The sequence below is a fragment of the Bradyrhizobium sp. SZCCT0153 genome, assembly GCF_018129995.1.
GTDB classification, from domain to species: Bacteria; Pseudomonadota; Alphaproteobacteria; order Rhizobiales; family Xanthobacteraceae; genus Bradyrhizobium; species Bradyrhizobium japonicum_G.
The window spans coordinates 241,479-257,529 of record NZ_JAFCKS010000006.1 but is presented as its reverse complement, the minus strand read 5'-3'; the positions used below and the strand labels follow the sequence as shown (position 1 = coordinate 257,529).

The 16,051-nt window shown below is 65.9% G+C and carries 12 protein-coding genes; 8 read left to right on the top strand and 4 right to left on the bottom strand.

Translation table 11 applies throughout. The features are described from left to right. Positions 1 to 117: 117 nt before the first annotated feature. The 3 genes from tyrS to JQ572_RS25695 all read left to right on the top strand — a co-directional run bounded on the left by tyrS (position 118) and on the right by JQ572_RS25695 (position 3,325). A complete protein-coding gene (gene tyrS, locus JQ572_RS25705; RefSeq protein ID WP_211385614.1) occupies positions 118 to 1,371 on the top strand; it encodes a tyrosine--tRNA ligase in 1,254 nt (417 codons plus the stop codon). 57 nt (positions 1,372 to 1,428) lie between these two features. After that, positions 1,429 to 2,700: an MFS transporter gene (locus JQ572_RS25700; protein ID WP_211385613.1), complete on the top strand. Its 1,272-nt coding sequence runs from the start codon at positions 1,429 to 1,431 to the stop codon at positions 2,698 to 2,700. 220 nt (positions 2,701 to 2,920) lie between these two features. Further along, a complete protein-coding gene (locus JQ572_RS25695; protein WP_211385612.1) occupies positions 2,921 to 3,325 on the top strand; it encodes a DoxX family protein in 405 nt (134 codons plus the stop codon). 79 nt (positions 3,326 to 3,404) lie between these two features. On the opposite strand, the gene JQ572_RS25690 is transcribed toward JQ572_RS25695, so the two are convergent. Continuing rightward, positions 3,405 to 3,728, bottom strand: a complete 324-nt coding sequence (locus JQ572_RS25690) for a hypothetical protein (protein WP_211385611.1) — start codon at positions 3,726 to 3,728, stop codon at positions 3,405 to 3,407. On the opposite strand from JQ572_RS25690, the gene JQ572_RS25685 reads away from it, so the two are divergent. Further along, a complete protein-coding gene (locus JQ572_RS25685) occupies positions 3,711 to 5,402 on the top strand; it encodes a methyl-accepting chemotaxis protein (RefSeq protein WP_211385610.1) in 1,692 nt (563 codons plus the stop codon). The genes JQ572_RS25690 and JQ572_RS25685 overlap by 18 nt on opposite strands. Positions 5,403 to 5,520: 118 nt before the next feature. Here the strand turns inward: JQ572_RS25685 and JQ572_RS25680 are convergent, their stop codons facing one another. Further along, positions 5,521 to 9,345, bottom strand: a complete 3,825-nt coding sequence (locus JQ572_RS25680; RefSeq protein WP_211385815.1) for a YhdP family protein — start codon at positions 9,343 to 9,345, stop codon at positions 5,521 to 5,523. Between the two features lie 204 nt (positions 9,346 to 9,549). Here JQ572_RS25680 and JQ572_RS25675 point away from each other — a divergent pair, with 204 nt between their 5' ends. Both JQ572_RS25675 and JQ572_RS25670 read left to right on the top strand, forming a co-directional pair. After that, positions 9,550 to 10,242, top strand: a complete 693-nt coding sequence (locus tag JQ572_RS25675) for a peroxiredoxin (RefSeq protein ID WP_211385609.1) — start codon at positions 9,550 to 9,552, stop codon at positions 10,240 to 10,242. A 111-nt stretch (positions 10,243 to 10,353) separates the two neighbouring features. Further along, entirely contained in the window at positions 10,354 to 11,718 is a 1,365-nt protein-coding gene (locus tag JQ572_RS25670) for a M23 family metallopeptidase (RefSeq protein ID WP_211385608.1), read from the top strand. Positions 11,719 to 11,756: 38 nt separating this feature from the next. Here the strand turns inward: JQ572_RS25670 and JQ572_RS25665 are convergent, their stop codons facing one another. Then, the gene (locus JQ572_RS25665) at positions 11,757 to 12,938 is read right to left on the bottom strand and encodes a DUF5666 domain-containing protein (RefSeq protein WP_211385607.1); all 1,182 of its coding nucleotides are present in this window, start codon (positions 12,936 to 12,938) and stop codon (positions 11,757 to 11,759) included. After that, positions 12,935 to 13,825 (bottom strand): DUF6502 family protein, encoded by an 891-nt coding sequence (locus tag JQ572_RS25660; protein WP_211385606.1) that lies wholly within the window; start codon positions 13,823 to 13,825, stop codon positions 12,935 to 12,937. The genes JQ572_RS25665 and JQ572_RS25660 overlap by 4 nt, the downstream gene beginning before the upstream one ends. 127 nt (positions 13,826 to 13,952) lie before the next feature. Here JQ572_RS25660 and JQ572_RS25655 point away from each other — a divergent pair, with 127 nt between their 5' ends. Then, positions 13,953 to 14,114, top strand: a complete 162-nt coding sequence (locus JQ572_RS25655) for a hypothetical protein (RefSeq protein WP_211385605.1) — start codon at positions 13,953 to 13,955, stop codon at positions 14,112 to 14,114. A 7-nt stretch (positions 14,115 to 14,121) separates the two neighbouring features. Then, positions 14,122 to 16,050 carry a glycosyltransferase gene (locus tag JQ572_RS25650; RefSeq protein ID WP_211385604.1) on the top strand — a complete coding sequence of 643 codons (1,929 nt, stop codon included), beginning with the start codon at positions 14,122 to 14,124 and terminating at the stop codon, positions 16,048 to 16,050. Position 16,051: the final 1 nt, after the last annotated feature.

Below are 16,051 nucleotides of genomic sequence, written 5' to 3'. Positions count from 1 at the left end.
GAGGGGCACATCTTATAATCCCACAGCGCCAAATGGCGGGAAGCAATCGAGTTCCCGAGCAAGACCCTTAAATTGCTCCCAAAACAGTAAACCAAGAATTGTCAGGCACGCCGACAGATGACTGCATTTAAATCGGATTTCCTCAATACCCTGCAGGAACGTGGATTCATCCACCAGTGCTCCGATTTCGAGGGGCTGGACGCGCTCGCCGCCAAGGGCGATGCGACCGCCTATGTCGGCTACGATTGCACCGCCCGCTCGCTGCACATCGGCAACTACCTTACCATGATGATGCTGCACTGGCTCCAGGAGTCCGGCAACAAGCCGATCACGCTGATGGGCGGCGGCACCACCATGGTCGGCGATCCCTCCGGCAAGGACGAGACGCGTGCGATCCGCACCGTCGCCGAGATCGAGGCGAACAAGGCCTCGATCCGCGGCGTGTTCGCAAAAGTGCTGCGCTATGGCGAGGCCAAGAGCGACGCCATCATGCTCGACAACGCGGAGTGGCTGACCAAGCTCAACTGGATCGAGATGCTGCGCGACGTCGGCCGGCACTTCTCGGTCAACCGCATGCTGACCATGGATTCCGTGCGGCTGCGCCTCGAGCGCGAGCACGAGATGAGCTTCATCGAGTTCAACTACATGGTCTGCCAGGCCTACGACTTCGTCGAGCTCGCCAGGCGCACCGGCTGCAGCTTGCAGATGGGCGGCTCGGACCAGTGGGGCAACATCATCATGGGCGTCGATCTCGGCCGCCGCATGGGCACCCATCAGCTGTTCGCGCTGACGACGCCGCTGCTGACGACGGCGTCGGGCGCCAAGATGGGCAAGACCGCGCAGGGCGCCGTCTGGCTCAATGCCGACCAGTTCTCGCCGTACGATTTCTGGCAGTATTGGCGCAACACCGAGGATGCCGACGTCGGCAAGTTCCTGAAACTGTTCACGACGCTGCCGATGAGCGAGATCAGGAAGCTTGAGGCGCTCGGCGGCTCCGAGATCAACGAAGCCAAGAAGGTGCTCGCGACCGAGGCGACCGCGCTTCTGCACGGCCGCGATGCCGCCAATGAGGCTGCCGAGACCGCGCGCCGCACCTTCGAGGAAGGCGCCCTGGCTGAAAGCCTGCCGACGGTGGAAATTCCGCGCGGCGAACTCGACGCCGGCCTCGGCGTGCTCAACGCCTTCGTCAAGGCGGGCCTCGTCGCCTCCAATGGAGAGGCACGGCGCCAGATCAAGGGCGGCGGCCTGCGCGTCAACGACGAGCCGGTCACCGACGAGAAGATGGCGCTGTCCGGCACCAATCTGACGCCAGAGGGTGTCATCAAGCTGTCGTTCGGCAAGAAGAAGCACATCCTCATCAGGCCTGCATAGGCGTATGAGCTTTTCGCTGCTTGTCAGGGTGCGCCGAAGCGCGCTCCCTGATCGGCAATGGACCAGAACACGCCCAGGGAACAGTCCAAGCAAGCGACCAAGGATCGCGCAACGGCGACATCGCAGGGCGTCGTGCGCACCGCGCTCGTGGTGCTCGCGTTGTGCTTCACGCTCGCCGTGCTCGGCCGAGGCCTCAGCGAAAGCTTCACGGTTTTCCTCAAGCCGATCTCCGAAAATTTTGGCTGGGACCGTGCGCAGGTCGTCTCGATCTATTCGCTGACCTGGCTCGTCAGCGGACTGACCGCACCGCTGGTCGGGCGCCTGTTCGACCATTCCGGACCGCGCATCGTCTACGCAACCGGACTGTTCCTGCTCGGCTCGGCCTTCCTCATTGCGGCGCACGCACAGTCGCTCTGGCAATTCCAGCTCTCAATCGGATTCTGCGTCGGCATCGGTGTCGCCTTCATCGGCAACGTGCCGAACTCGATCCTGCTCGGTCGCTGGTTCGGGCCGCGGCTGCCGACTGCGATGGCGGTGGTCTATTCGGCGATGGGCGGCGGCGTGCTGGCGCTGCTGCCGGCCTCGCAGCTCCTGATCGACCATCTCGGCTGGCGTGAAACCTACCAGCTGTTCGGCTTCGCCGCATTGGGCCTGCTGGTGCCGCTCATGCTGCTGCCATGGCGATTGTTCGCCTCCGGCTCGCCGCATATCGCCAAGAGGACCGATCCCGATTTCGTCGACGATGGCTGGACGCTTCCGAGCGCGATGCGCCATCACGCCTTCTGGGCGTTGTTCTCGACGTTCTTTTTTACGGCGGTCGGCATGTATGCGATCGCCGCGCAGATCGTGGCCTATCTGATCGATGCGGGCTTTCCGCCGCTCCAGGCCGCGACCGCCTGGGGCTTTTCCGGGGTGGTGCTGGTGTTCGGCATGTTGGGCGTCTCCGCGCTCGACGGGCTGATCGGGCGCAGGCCCTCGGTGCTGCTGAGCTACGCGATCTCGATCATCGGGATCTTCCTGCTGTGGCTGCTGCAATACTCCGCGAACATCATCCTGCTGACCGGCTTCGTGGTCTGCTTCGGCAGCATGATGGGCTCGCGCGGCCCGCTGATCACGGCAACCGCGATGAAGATTTTTCGGGGCAAGCGCGTCGGCACCATCTACGGCACCATCTCGATCGGCAGCGGTCTCGGCTCGGCGTTCGGCTCATGGAGCGGCGGTCTGATCCACGACGCGACTCACGGCTACAATGCGCTGCTCATCTTCGCATTGGTGAGCGTGATCCTCGGAATGATCCCGTTCCTGATCGTGCCCGCTTTGCGACGCTAGGTCTCCCGCAGGTAACCTGAGCGCATGCGTGTCACCGGGAAATTACGGAGGGGCGTGACGCGAACAGCCGCAAAAAATGCGGATCGCGCGCGGCTGAAAGTCCTGTCTGCGGTGTTTTGTCCGACATGACAAAAATGTCAGCGCGAATTGAGCTTGGGCGGCTTGCAGGGTGAAACTGAATGCGGTCCAAGTCGCGGCATTGGATGGAGAGCACGAACCAATGAACTTTCCCTATCTCACTCGCTTTCAACCGGTTCTCTTGAGCCTGTTTCGCTTCATGACCGGGCTGCTGCTGTTCCAGTACGGCGTCGCGAAACTGTTCAAGTTTCCGGTGCTGCCGTACTTCGCGAACATTCCGCCGATCATCTATGCGGCCGGTGCGCTCGAGCTGGTGCTCGGCGCGCTCCTGATGCTCGGCCTGTTCACCCGCCTCGCGGCGTTCATCCTCTCGGGTGAGATGGCCTTCGCCTATTTCATGGGCCACATGTTGAAGGGCGAGACGCCGGTGTTCCTGCCGCTGCTCAATGGCGGCACCGCGCCGATCCTGTTCTGCTTCGCCTGCCTCTACCTCTCGGCTGCCGGTGGCGGCTCGGTCAGCGCCGATGCGGCGATGGGCAAGGACTAGCGGCGCATTCGCGCGGCGCTGACGCGCGCGCAATTGACGCACGAGTAGCAGATGGCATCGGCCAACTTGCCGGTGTCATCTACCGCGAGCCCAGCACGTTCCAGATGAGAACCAGGGCCGCTGCGAGCAGCACGGACATGATGAGGCGGTGAACGAATCGGTTCATGGCCGCTCCGGCAGGGCTCGACGACCACCAAAGCCTGAGATCGATCTTCTCCAGCATGCGCGCAAAGATGCGCCCGCACATGTCCGTTTGCCTGCACGCTTGCGCATAAGGCTGCGAACGGTCATGCGCGCGGCCGGCCGGCGCATGGCTAGGGTTCATGATTGGTAAGAACTTCATGCTAGTGATGTTGACAATAACAACCATTCCGTAGGGGCTGTGATGAAGCTGCTGAGCCATCTGAAGATCCGCACCAAGCTTGCCAGCATGGTCTGTCTTGCGGCTCTCACAGTCACGGCCATCATCGCGGTATCGGCCTTCCTCAGCAAGAGCCGCATGATGGAGGACCGGGTCCAGCAGATGAAGACCGCGGTCGATCTGCTCTACACCCTCGCCCAATCGGTCCAGGACGACGTTACCGCCGGCAAGCTGACGCAGGCCGATGCCAAGGCCCAGTTCCACATCCGCGGACGGCGCATGAGCTTCAACGGCGGCCAGGGCTATCCCGTCGTCTACAACGCCGACACTTCGATCCTCATCAACGGCGCCAACCAGCAGCTCGAAGGCAGGATCACCGGCGCGACCGATTCCAATGGCGTCCTGATCGCCGACGCGATCATCAAGGCCGGCAGCCAAAATGGCGGCGGCGTGGCCTCGTACCTCTATCCCCGCCCGGGCCAGACCGAGCCCGTACGCAAAACCGTGTTCGCCCGCCAATTCGCGCCCTGGAACGCGACGATCAGCTACGGCCTCTATGTCGACGACATCGATGCCGACGTGCGCGCCTTGACGCTGGAGCTCGCCGCGGTCGGTCTCGGGCTGGTGCTGCTGATGGCGACGCTGTCCTGGCTGATCGCCCGCGACGTGCTCGGCGCGCTCGACCGCCAGAAGACCCGCATGCAGGAGATCGCCGACGGTGCCATCGACAAGCCGGTCGAGGAGACCGGCCGCGGCGACGAGATCGGCCGCATGGCCGAGACGCTGGAAGTGCTCAGGCAGACCGCTTTGACGGCGCGTAACCTGGAGGCCGAGCAGGTCGCGACCAAGACACGCAACGAGCAGGAGAAGCGTGACGCGCTGATCTCGCTCGCCGACCGCTTTGATGCTTCCGTCGGCCAGCTCGTCGGCCTGATGGCCTCCGGCTCCGGCGAGCTCGAGACCACCGCCAAGTCGATGTCGTCGACCGCCGAGGGCACCAACCGCCGCGCCGCCGTGGTCGGCTCCGCCGCCACCGAAGCCAGCCAGCGCGTCCAGACGGTCGCGGCCGCCGCCGAAGAGCTCTCCTCCTCCATCACCGAAATCAGCCGCCAGGTCGCCCAATCCGCGGAAGTCACGGGGCGCGCGGTGGACAGTGCACGGCGCACCGACAGCATCGTGCGCGCGCTCTCCGACGGCGCCCAGCAGATCGAGCACGTCGCCGAACTGATCTCCAGCATCGCGGCGCAGACCAATCTGCTCGCACTCAACGCCACCATCGAGGCCGCGCGTGCCGGTGAGGCCGGCCGCGGCTTCGCCGTCGTCGCCTCCGAGGTGAAGTCGCTCGCGAGCCAGACCGCCGAAGCGACCCGCGAGATCGGCGACAAGATCGCCCAGATCCAGGGCGCGACCAAGGAGGCCGTGGACGCCATCGGCGGCATCACCGCCACCATCGAGGAAGTCAGCCGGATCGCGACCTCGATCGGCGCGGCCATCGAGGAGCAAGGCGCCGCCACCGCAGAGATTGCCCGCAGCGTCTCGCAGACCGCGGAAGCGACCAGGGAAGTCACGACCAATATCGGCGGCGTCAGCACCGCGGCGAACGAGACCGGCAATGCCGCGGGCATGGTGCTCGCCGCAGCCTCGAACCTCTCCAAGCAAGCCGAGCAGCTCTCGGGTGAAGTCGGCACGTTCCTCGCCGGCGTGCGCGCGGCGTAGGCCGCACAAAACTCTCCTGAATTATCGTCGTCATGCCCGGGGCTCGCCCCGGGCATTCGCGTCTCGGAGGTTACGCTCGATTCCGCTACGGCGGACGCAAATGAAAGCCGGTTTGCCGCTATCGCCGCGTGAGACTGCAGCCGCTCGATAGCTGGCGTGTCGAGCCGGTCGAGCCATCGCTCGACTGCGACGGGAATTCCTCGAACGGCGAATTTTGCTTGCCGGTGTTGAATTCGAAGATCTTGCGGAACAGGCCGGGCGCCATCGCCGAGATCGGATTGACGCGCATCACGGGCGCGGCCGGCGTGCCGACGACCTCATAGGTCACGCCGATCAAGCCTTCATTGTTGCCACCGCCGAGGAAGATGCCGAACAGCGGGATCTGGCCGAAGATGTTGTTGACGCCATACATCGGCACGAAGGTGCCGCTCATGCACACCTGGTTGCCGGGATAGTCGATCGAGCCCTCGATGGTGGCGCCGATCATCGGGCCCTTGACGACGCCATCGCGGATCGTCAGCGAGCCGTTCTGCCGGGTGAACTCGGCGCGCAGCGCGCTGAAGGAGACGCCGTTGCCGGTGCCGTTCGGCGCGCCGGCGGCAACGCGTTCGAGCTGCGCCTCGCCCTTGACCGTGAAGTCGCGCACGTTGATGAGACCCTCGCGCGAGGCGTTGGGCTCGGACGACGGCGGCTCCATCGCCACCACCAGCTGGCCACCGGAGGCCTTGGTGTAGGTGTCGGTGAAGCGCAGCAGCGCACCGGCGTTGTTGGTCTGGAGATAGATCACCTCGCGGCTGCCCTGCGCGCGACCTCCGCGCAAGTCAGCCGCAACCGGCGTATCGTTGCCGATCTTGCCGCTGAGGGTGAAGGCCTTGATGGCGCCGTTCCGCTTCGACATCTTGGCATCGACGCTGCGCATCGCCTCGCCGTTGAAGCCCATGACGGCGCCGAGCTTCAGGTCGATGTCGAAATCGACGTTCTTCATCTTGTTCTTGGCATCGTCCTTGGCATTGCCCGAGATCGCCGACTTCAGGAAGCCGCGGCCGTCGAACACGTCGCCACGCATCGTGCCCTTGACCACGCCGTCCTGGCCGCGCTCCACCCTCAGCGACGCCTTGTCGCCGTCGGACGGCGCATAGGTCGGGAAATTCGCGTTCATGAGGTCGCCGTTCGGATCGACCTCCAGCGAGCCCTTGATCGAGGCACCGCCGCCTTCGATGACGATGTCCTCCAGACGCGTCGATTGCGCCGTCGGCACCACCTTGAAGCTGGCCTTGGCCGACTTGCCCGGCAGCTTGACCCAGCCGGGCAGGATGTTGTCGAGCTTGACCGAGGTCAGGTCGGCTTCGACGCCAAGCTTCGTCGTCTGCTCGGGCCCGCCGGCGATCTTGCCCGACAGCTTGATCGGCAGCGATCCGCTGACGGCGGGGCTGAGATCGAATCCCAGGCGCGCGCGGCTGGCATCGTCCAGCGTGGTCGTCAATTTGACGTCCGCATCGCCCTCGGCCGGCTTGCGGTAGTCGAGCGAGGCCGCCTGCCCGTTGATCTTGACGTCGCCCTTGACCTGATAGCCCTGGTTGCTCGCGACGATCTTGAGGTTGTTGGCCTCCAGCTTCTGGTTCATCACCAGCTTGTCGGCGGCAAAGCCGTTGAGATCGGCGGTGACGGCATAGGTCGTGTCGGCCTTGGTCAGTTCGCCCTTGACCGGGAGGCCGAGCTGGATGTTCGCCGTGAACGTCCCCTTGCTGGTGTTGGGATCGACGACGGTCGACGACAAATCGCTCAACCGATCATTGGAAAGCATTTCGGCCGCAGCCGGCACCGGGCCATCGACACGGAATCTGGTCCGCGACGGCGACGGCTTGGGCGCCATGTCAGGCACCTCGAAGACGAAGTCGGAGATCGTGACCTTGCGGCCGGCAGGCGTATCGGCGATGCCCTGCCCGATATTCACGGTCGCCGTGCGTCCGGTCACGTGCGCCTTCAAATCGGCGTCGTGCACGACAGGCATGCCATCCACGGGGCGAACCGCGACGCCGCTCGCCACGATGTTGACCGACAGGCCGTCGTCTGGAATGGGCGGGCCCTTGCGCGGAAGATTCCTCGTCGGCGAATTGACGCCGATCTCGATGCGCTGGAGTGTCCCGCGCTCGATCCGCTCGATCACCCATTCCCGCAACTCGGGAACGACGAGCGTCGGCCACATCCGCTTGAGTGCGGAGGCCGACATTGGCGTTCCCGCAAAACCCAGCGTCAACCGCGGCTCGCCCGAATAGTCGATGGCGCCGGTGCCGGCGACGCCTATCTCCCCGTTGGAGATATCGGCCTGCGTCAACAACAGCCGCTTGTGGTCGGTGTCGAAGCGGAAGCCGATCGCGATGCGGTTGAAGACCAGCGGCGGCTCGTTGTCGATGCCGCCGAGCAGGATCGAGCCGCCGCTGAATCCGAGCTGCCAGTCGTTGGTGGTGCCGTTGGGAGGCTCGAGATGGGCCAGCAGCGTCAGGCGGTTCGCACCCGACAGGATCTTGAACGGTGCGACCAGCACCCGCCGGTTCGAATCCCACTCGATGTTGATCTCGGCCGAGTCGATCGCCATCGGATAGTCCGGCGTATCTGTGTCGATGATGTTGCCGGCACCGATCGCGATCTTGCCGCGGAAGAAGGTCGGCACGCCGTCGCGGCCGAGTTCGCCCTTGAGCTCGCCGGTCAGCGGCAGGTCGGCGGTGTAGGTGAGATCCTTCACCCGCAGCGCCAGCAGGATGTTGGCGGTCGAGACCTTGTCGGCGCGGATGTCGACCGAACGCACGCCATTCTCGGCGGGGCCGATCGTGGCACGCAGCGACCACGGATGCGCGCCCTCCTCACCGAGGCTCAGAGCGACGCCGCCGCGACTCGGCCGGCGCAGGCTGAGCGTGATGTTCTCAAACGTCCATTTGCTGCCGCGCTGCTGATCGTCGACGATCAGGTTACCGTTCTTCAGACCGATCTCGTTGAGGTTCTGGCCGTCGAGTCCGGTCATGCTCAAGCTGTCGAGCCAGTCGAGGCCCTGAAGGATTCCGCTCTGGGGGGTCGCTTGCGGCGCGGCCTGCGATGCGGCTTGAGATGCGGCTTGCGATGGGTCTTGGCCCGCGGGCGCGGTGGCGGATGGCGGCGGCGAGACGCCGTTGCGGGGGAATGTCGGCGGCAGGCCCGCATCCTTCTTGGAGGCGACGCCGGTTGCGAGCGGTTTTGCGGTGTCGCCGGCCGACACCGTGACGGTGCCGTCGGGCGCGATGCGGATCGCGAGCTCGGCATCGACGAGGTTGAGGCTTTCCGCGCGCAGATGCCCCATCAGCAGGCCCGCGCCGGACAATTTCACTTCAGCCTTCGGCGCGCTGGCGACGATGGCACGATCGTGGTCGCGCACGACGATGTCGCGGATGCGTACGGCGATGCGGATTCGCCCGGCCCGCTCGATCTGGGTGCCGCCGACCTCGACCGTGTTGCCGTGGCCGATATTGTCCTCGATCGCCGCGGCCAGCCAAGGGGTCGCGATGTCGAGATTGATTGGGCCGGCGCCGAGCCGCCACCACAGCGCACCGAAACAGCCGACGAAGATGACGATCAGAGCCCCGACGACCACGGCGAGGCGCTTCAGCCAGCGGCCGCCGCCCAGCCAGCGGCGCAACGTCCCAAACCCGTCACCGATGCGATGGAAGCCCGAACTGGAACGCGCCAACAGCCGGCGCGCCCGATGGCCCGCCGCCGCTTCCTGATCCGGGTCCCAATCGGCGTCGTCCCAATCCTGCGGCTCTGGTTGGCCGGCGCGCCGATTCAAATCCCGATTGTAATCCTGGGGCGACGTATTCCTTGCCATTGCCTCTCGATACAGGCGCCCGTCGTAGGATTGAGCGCCGCCGGGACCGCAGCCGTCCGCGGGAAGCGAAGCACCCCGCGCCGGCATTGCCGCCATACCTCGACTGTTCCTGCTGTTCGTCATTTCGCCCCGGGAGCGCGTTCAACGAGCAGTGGGGTGGTGCGTGGAATTCCTTGTAACCATACTCCGGCGTCGTCAGACTCGCCCAGCCAAGGGCACGATTCCGGCACACCGGACGAGGGCTGCAATACCGCTTCGATTGACCCGTCGAAAGCGACGAAAGGAAGGCGTATGTCCAAGAAATCCCGAAAGAAATCGTCCAAAACGCCCTCCGGCAGTCCGACGGCTAAAAAGAAGCCCCTGAAAACGCGGGCAGCGACTCAAACAAAGTCCGCCAAAACACAGCGGACACCGGTGAGCAAATCAACCGGGACCATAGCAAAGACAGCATCGCATGGGGCCGCATCGAAACAGTTAATTTCTTCCAAATCGGCCGCCGCGCCCGGACCGGCGGCGAAGGCTGGTCTGGCCGAGGGTCAGAAGGCGCCCGCCTTCCGCCTGCCCCGCGACGGCGGCCGTGTCGTTGCGCTGTCGGACTATGCCGGCCAGAAGCTCGTCCTGTTCTTCTATCCCCGCGCCGACACGCCCGGCTGCACCAGGGAGGCCATCGACTTCACCCGGCTGGCCGACGCATTCACTGCTGCCGGTACGGCCGTGCTCGGCATCTCCGCCGATCCGTTGAAGGCCCAGGAGAAGTTCCGCGACAAGCACAGCCTCGGCGTCCCCCTGATCTCGGATGAGACACACGAGATGCTGGAGGCCTACGGGGCCTGGGGCGAAAAATCCATGTACGGCAAGCGCTTCCTCGGAATTCTTCGCACCACGATACTGCTTGGCGCCGACGGCAGGGTCGCCAAGGTCTGGCGCAATGTCCGGGTCGACGGCCACGCCGACGAGGTGCTGGAAGCGGCAAGACGCCTTTAACCAATTCTTTAAATTCGAGCGGTTCCGTTTCCGGAAAATTAACCATGACCGGCCCAGATTGCTGCGGCAATTTAGGCCGTACGGACTCATCCGACCGGCGCGGGAGTGCCGATGTCGAAAAGTTCTGCCCAATTCTCGCAGTACCCCCAACATCACCCCCACGACCACGGACGGGCTTTCCATCGGCGCCCTGCCGCCGCGGTGGCAACAGCGCTTCCCCTTCCCGACACCGACGACGCCTACACTATCGTGCATCACGGCAAGCAGGTTCGCCTGGGGCCGGTGGTGTTCTGGATCGTGGTCGGCACCGTCGTGTTGCTCGGGCTGTGGTCGGCCGCCACCGCGACCTATTTTGCCTTCCGCGACGACGTCCTCACGCGGCTGATCGCCCGCCAGGCCGAGATGCAATACGCCTATGAGGACCGCATCGCCGAGCTGCGCGCCAAGGTCGACCGCACCACCAGCCGGCAGCTGCTCGACCAGGAGCAGTTCGACCAGAAGCTCGACCAGATCATGAAGCGCCAGACGGCGCTGGAGTCCCGGGCCACGGCGCTCGGGGCCATGCCCGATGTGACCGGATCGATCCCCCGTTCGGCTCCACAACGCGGCGATGCGAACCAGGGCGCGACGCAGGGTACTCCAAAGCCCTCGCCGATCAGCGATACCGTGATCTTCGTGGCGCCGCCGGATCGTGAAGCCCGGCTCGAATCGCGCGCCCCGACCGTCATCGCCCCGCCGACCAATCAATTCGCCAGAAACCAGGGTTTCGACAACGTCCTGGTCCGTCTTTCGACCTCGCTCGACCAGGTCGAGCGGCGCCAGATGGCGGCGCTCAGCGCCGTCGAGGAAGGCATGGATTCGCGCATGCGCCGGATGCGCGGCGTGGTCAGCGATCTCGGCCTGAACCTCGCCAATCTCGAGGCCGCCGTGCCGCGCGCCGCGATGGGCGGGCCTTTCGTCCCCGTCAAGCTGACGGCCAATGCCGGGGCCTTCGAGAAGCAGCTCTATCGCATCAACACCACCCGCGCCGAGATGGACCGTCTCAACCGCACGCTGGCGCTGGTGCCCTACCGCAAGCCTGTGATCGGCGAGGTCGAATTCACCTCCGGTTTCGGCATACGCAGCGATCCGTTCCTGGGCCGGCCCGCGATGCATACCGGGCTCGACTTCCGCGCCGCGAGCGGCGATCCCGTCCGCGTCACCGCCTATGGCAAGGTGGTCTCCGCCGGCTGGTCCGGCGGCTACGGCCGCATGATCGAGGTCGATCACGGCAATGGACTTTCGACTCGCTACGGCCACCTCTCCGAGATCAACGTCAGGGTCGGCGAGGTCGTGAAGATCGGCCAGGTGATTGGACTCGTCGGCTCGACGGGACGTTCGACCGGTCCGCATCTGCATTATGAAACCCGCATCGACGGCGAAGCTGTCGATCCGCAGAAATTCCTGCGCGCCGGTGTGCGCCTGAGCGCGGGCTAGACCAGACTCGCGCTGCTCCCTTTCGGCTCAAGCGGCACTTAGCGCCGGCCTCCGCCCATCCCGCCTCCGGGACCACCGAAGCCGCCGCCCCCCATTCCGCTACCGGGACCCATGGGCCCACCGGGCGCACCCAGACCGCCGGGGCCTGACGGGCCGGTCGGTCCTGATGGCGCCGCGCCGGGTGTTGAACCGGGGCTCGCTCCCGGCGTCGGAGTCCCGGGCTGACCACCGCCCGGAGTCGGCGCGCCGCGATTGGGATGCAGGATCGAACCGCCGGACGGCCGATTGGGATTGCCGCCGCCGGACGGAGGTGCTCCCGGCCCCTGGCCGATCGCCTGAGACGAATCCACCTGGAGCCCGCGCGAGCGATCGAACGCGCCGTTGACCACCATGCGGGCTTCGCCGGCCGCCGGGCCGAAGCGCGAGCCGTCATGGGCGATGAGCCCGGAGCCAAGCTGCAGGTTCGATCCCGCGCGCTGCACATAAGCCTCGATCGAAAGACGGCTTGCGCCGACGAGATCCGAGAAATCGTCGATCCGGGTGCGCGCGGCCTGCATCGCGCCCTCGCTCGCGCTGCCCTCGATCTGGACGCGCTGGCCGACCAGCAGCGGATCGACGTTGTTCAGCTTCAGCCCGCCAATACGCAGACCGTCGGGCCCGCGCTCGACGAGACCGGTAACGCGCGCCGCCGCATCGCGCCGCGGCTCGACCAGGCTTGCGACGATCACGCCGTCGGTTCGGCGCAGGCCGTAGACGGCCACCTGCATGCCCGCGCGAAGCTTGCGCTCCTTGTCGCTTGCGACGATCTTCTGACCGAGCACCGTCAGCTCGTTGCCTTTCACGGCTTCCACCGGACCGGAGACCTCGCTCGCAATCGTGATGTTGCGCGTGACGAGCGTGCCGTCGGCCTGACGGGTCGCGACCACGCGCGCGAGCTGGCCGATGCGCAGAGCCTTGGGGCTTGCCGCCTCGCCGTCGATCCGGACCGGCACGTCGCTCGCGTAAGCGATGCGCTCGCCGTTGACGTAGATGCTGCCGAACCGCTGGATCACGCCGACGATGCCGGTGCCGCCGATGCCGTGGTCGTCACCGCGCGTGAGTCCGGTGCCGCCGATGCCCTGATCGGTGCCGCGCCTGGTCTGCGCATGGGCCAACGCCGTGCCGGCGAGCCAAAACCCTGTCAGCAGCAGGCGGCGGGAGATCAGCGGCGGCCGCCTCATGACGAGCCACCTTGCTTGCCACCTTCCTTGCCACTTTCCTTGGCCTCTGCCTGCTCATCCGCATCTTCGCTGTAGATGTAGATGCCGAAATTCCAGCGGGCGTCACCGCCCTTGTCCTTGGCGAGCGCGCGGTTGGCTTCGCGGTTGGCGGTCTTCAGCGCGTCCATCGCAAGCTCGCGCGAGCGTGCCTCGAGGCGCCGCGCCAGCTTCGGCGAGATGTTGTTGTAGTGCACCGCGCGTTCGAGGAAGCGCGGCGCTGCGCCCGAGACGTTCTGCGCGGCCGCGGCGATATGGTCGTGCAGATTGCGGCCGAGATAGTGCCATTTGCTGTCGTCCTCGCCGCTCGGAACGAAAGCTGCCTCGACCAGCTCGATCTCGTCAGCGGCGTTGATGGTGACCAGCTTGCGGTCGATCCATTCGTCCAGCACCGCGCGCGGCCGTACGTCCTTGGTGACGGAAGCGACCAGCTGCTCGAACGACGGCGCGTCGCCCTCGGCCGTGCGCGGCAGCGCCAGCGGCTCGCCCTTCGCATCGGTGAATTCGGGTGCGGCGATCCAGCGCGCGATCACCGCGCTCGTAAGCGACAATGCGGCCGGTGCCTCGTGCACGGGCGCGCCGGCGCCGCGCAGCCGCGCCACCTCTTTGCGGTGGATTCCGGTGAGCAGGCTGACACGGCTGTCGGTCTGCTCTTTCTCCTCCAGGGCGAAATCGTGCTCGGCGACGTTGACGAACAGCTCGCGGAGCAATTGCGCCAGCGCCGGAAACGTCATGCCGCTGCGAATGCAGAGCCGCACGAGCGGGCGCAGCAGCCGCGCCAGCGGCGCGTGCAGCTTCGCGGCGGCATTCGGCTGTGGAGCCGCTGCTTTGGACCCGGGCTTGGCATTCATGTCTGAATTGTATCGAAGCCCCGCGTGGGACACAATCCCACTTTTTTCTACTTCGCGATTGACGTGGTAACTTTTCCCACATATACCAGACGCCACTGAGGGGCGCGACGTAAAGGGACTCACACCCATGGCTGACCGCTTGGTCCGCATTTCCAGTTCGCTGCATGCCGTGCCGGTTCCCGGACGGCGACATGGCGCTATCGAGCCGATGCTGCCGGCGCTGCTGCGCGGCGTGATCTTCTTATCGGTGCTGGCCGCACCGTTCGTCGCAGCCCTTCTCGCAGGCTGACGCCATCATGCATCACACCAGCGAAACCCCGCGCCGTCCGTCGGTGCTGCACATCTTCAAGATCTACTATCCCGACCTGTTCGGCGGCACGCTCACGGTGATCCGCGACATCTGCGCGAGCCTGAAGGACGCCTTCGCCTCAGCCGTGCTGGTCTGCTCCCGGTCGGCAGCTCCGCGCGACATCGTCGTCAACGGCGTGCAGGTCGAGCGCGTCCGCTCGTTCGGCAATCTGTTGTCGCTTCCGGCCGCGCCCACCTATCCCTGGCGGCTGTGGCGCAAGATCGCCGAGCACGACCTGCTCGCGCTCCACGCCCCCTTCCCGCTAGCCGAGCTCGTCTTCGCCTTCGGGTTCGGTCGCAACCGGCCGCTGGTGGTGCACTGGCACGCCGACATCGTCACCCATGCCGGCCTGCGCTGGTTCATCGAACCCCTGATGCGGCGGACGCTGCGCCGCGCCAAGGCGATCATCGTCTCGGACCACGTGCTGGTCGACAACACGCCGTCGCTGCGCGAGTTCGAGGACAAATGCCACGTCGTGCCGTTCGGCATCGACACCTCAGGTTACGACTGGCCGAAGATCGAGCCGCACCATGTCAACGATCGCGGCCGGCTGGTGCTCGCCTGCGGCCGGCTCGTGCCCTACAAGGGTTTCGACGTACTGATCCGCGCCGCTGCCGCGCACAGTTTCGAGGTCTGGATCATCGGCGAGGGCGCCGAGCGGTCGCGGCTCCAGCAGTTGATCCTGGATCTCGGCCTCGGCGACCGTGTCCGCCTGCTCGGCTCGGTCAACGATTGCGAACGCATCAAGCTGATGTGCCTCGCCGACGTTTTCGTGATGCCGTCGGTCACCAATGCAGAGACCTTCGGCCTCGCCCAGCTCGAGGCCATGGCCGCCGGCCGTCCGGTCGTGAACACGGCGCTCGACACCGCGGTGCCGCGCGTCGCCCGCCACGGCATGGAGGCGATCACCGTGCCGCCCGGCGATGCCGAGAAGCTGGGTGAGGCCATCGACACCCTGATCCGCGACCCCGAGCGCCGCCGCTGCATGGGCCTTTCGGCGCGGACGCGCGCCCTCACCCGCTATTCGGCCACGGCCTTCAGGCAGGGCATGGAAGCCGTCTACCGCGACGCCGTCGCCGCCCCGAGCGAGGAGCGATCGGCAATCGCAGAGCCGCCGCAGGCGACCGGCTGGCTGGACACCGTCCGGATCGCGGCGGCGCTGGCCTGGTCCGACATGCGCCACCGCTACGTGCGCTCGCTGCTCGGCCCGTTCTGGATGTCGCTCCAGATGGCGATCGTGGTCGCGGTGCTGGGCTCGGTGATCGGGCAGATGTCGAACGCCAACATGCTGGCACGCCTGCCGATGCTGGCACTGTCGATGACGGCCTGGACCTTCCTCAACAGCGTGGTGCTCGATGCGACCACGGCGCTCCAGAACTCCGCGAGCCTGATCCGCGACCGGGCGCTGCCGCCGGTCATCTTCCTCCTGCAATGCACGTTCCGCCAGGCGCTGTTCGCGCTGCATAACGCCTGCGTGCCGCTGGCGCTGTGGCTGATCCTGTCGCCGCACGATCTCTCTCACGCACTGGCGGCGCTGCCCGGCCTCCTGCTGTTCGTGGCGTGCACCTTCGCTCTCAGCCTCGTCCTCGGCGCCATGGCGACGCGCTACCGCGACCTCAAGCCGATCATCGAATCCACCTTGATGCTGGCCTTTCTCGCCTCGCCGATCATCTGGTCGTCGGACATGATCAACCACCGCTCGACCGTGATGCGGCTCAATCCGCTGACGCATCTGTTCGCGGTGTGGCGCGAGCCGCTCGCGGGCGGACATATCGATCCCACCAGCATCGTCTACGTCCTCGTCGCGCTGGCGCTGCTGATCGTTGCGAGCGTCCTGACGCTGGTCCACCTGCGCAAAGCCGCATTCTGGATCTGAC

Excerpts from the sequence above, each read along its gene's own strand:
- JQ572_RS25670 (WP_211385608.1), top strand. The coding sequence starts at position 10,354 with ATGTCGAAAAGTTCTGCCCAATTCTCGCAGTACCCCCAACATCACCCC.
- JQ572_RS25650 (WP_211385604.1), top strand. The coding sequence starts at position 14,122 with ATGCATCACACCAGCGAAACCCCGCGCCGTCCGTCGGTGCTGCACATC.
- JQ572_RS25690 (WP_211385611.1), bottom strand. The coding sequence starts at position 3,728 with ATGGCTCAGCAGCTTCATCACAGCCCCTACGGAATGGTTGTTATTGTC.
- JQ572_RS25660 (WP_211385606.1), bottom strand. The coding sequence starts at position 13,825 with ATGAATGCCAAGCCCGGGTCCAAAGCAGCGGCTCCACAGCCGAATGCC.
- JQ572_RS25665 (WP_211385607.1), bottom strand. The coding sequence starts at position 12,938 with ATGAGGCGGCCGCCGCTGATCTCCCGCCGCCTGCTGCTGACAGGGTTT.
- JQ572_RS25695 (WP_211385612.1), top strand. The coding sequence starts at position 2,921 with ATGAACTTTCCCTATCTCACTCGCTTTCAACCGGTTCTCTTGAGCCTG.
- JQ572_RS25680 (WP_211385815.1), bottom strand. The coding sequence starts at position 9,345 with ATGCCGGCGCGGGGTGCTTCGCTTCCCGCGGACGGCTGCGGTCCCGGC.
- JQ572_RS25700 (WP_211385613.1), top strand. The coding sequence starts at position 1,429 with ATGGACCAGAACACGCCCAGGGAACAGTCCAAGCAAGCGACCAAGGAT.
- tyrS (WP_211385614.1), top strand. The coding sequence starts at position 118 with ATGACTGCATTTAAATCGGATTTCCTCAATACCCTGCAGGAACGTGGA.
- JQ572_RS25675 (WP_211385609.1), top strand. The coding sequence starts at position 9,550 with ATGTCCAAGAAATCCCGAAAGAAATCGTCCAAAACGCCCTCCGGCAGT.
- JQ572_RS25655 (WP_211385605.1), top strand. The coding sequence starts at position 13,953 with ATGGCTGACCGCTTGGTCCGCATTTCCAGTTCGCTGCATGCCGTGCCG.
- JQ572_RS25685 (WP_211385610.1), top strand. The coding sequence starts at position 3,711 with ATGAAGCTGCTGAGCCATCTGAAGATCCGCACCAAGCTTGCCAGCATG.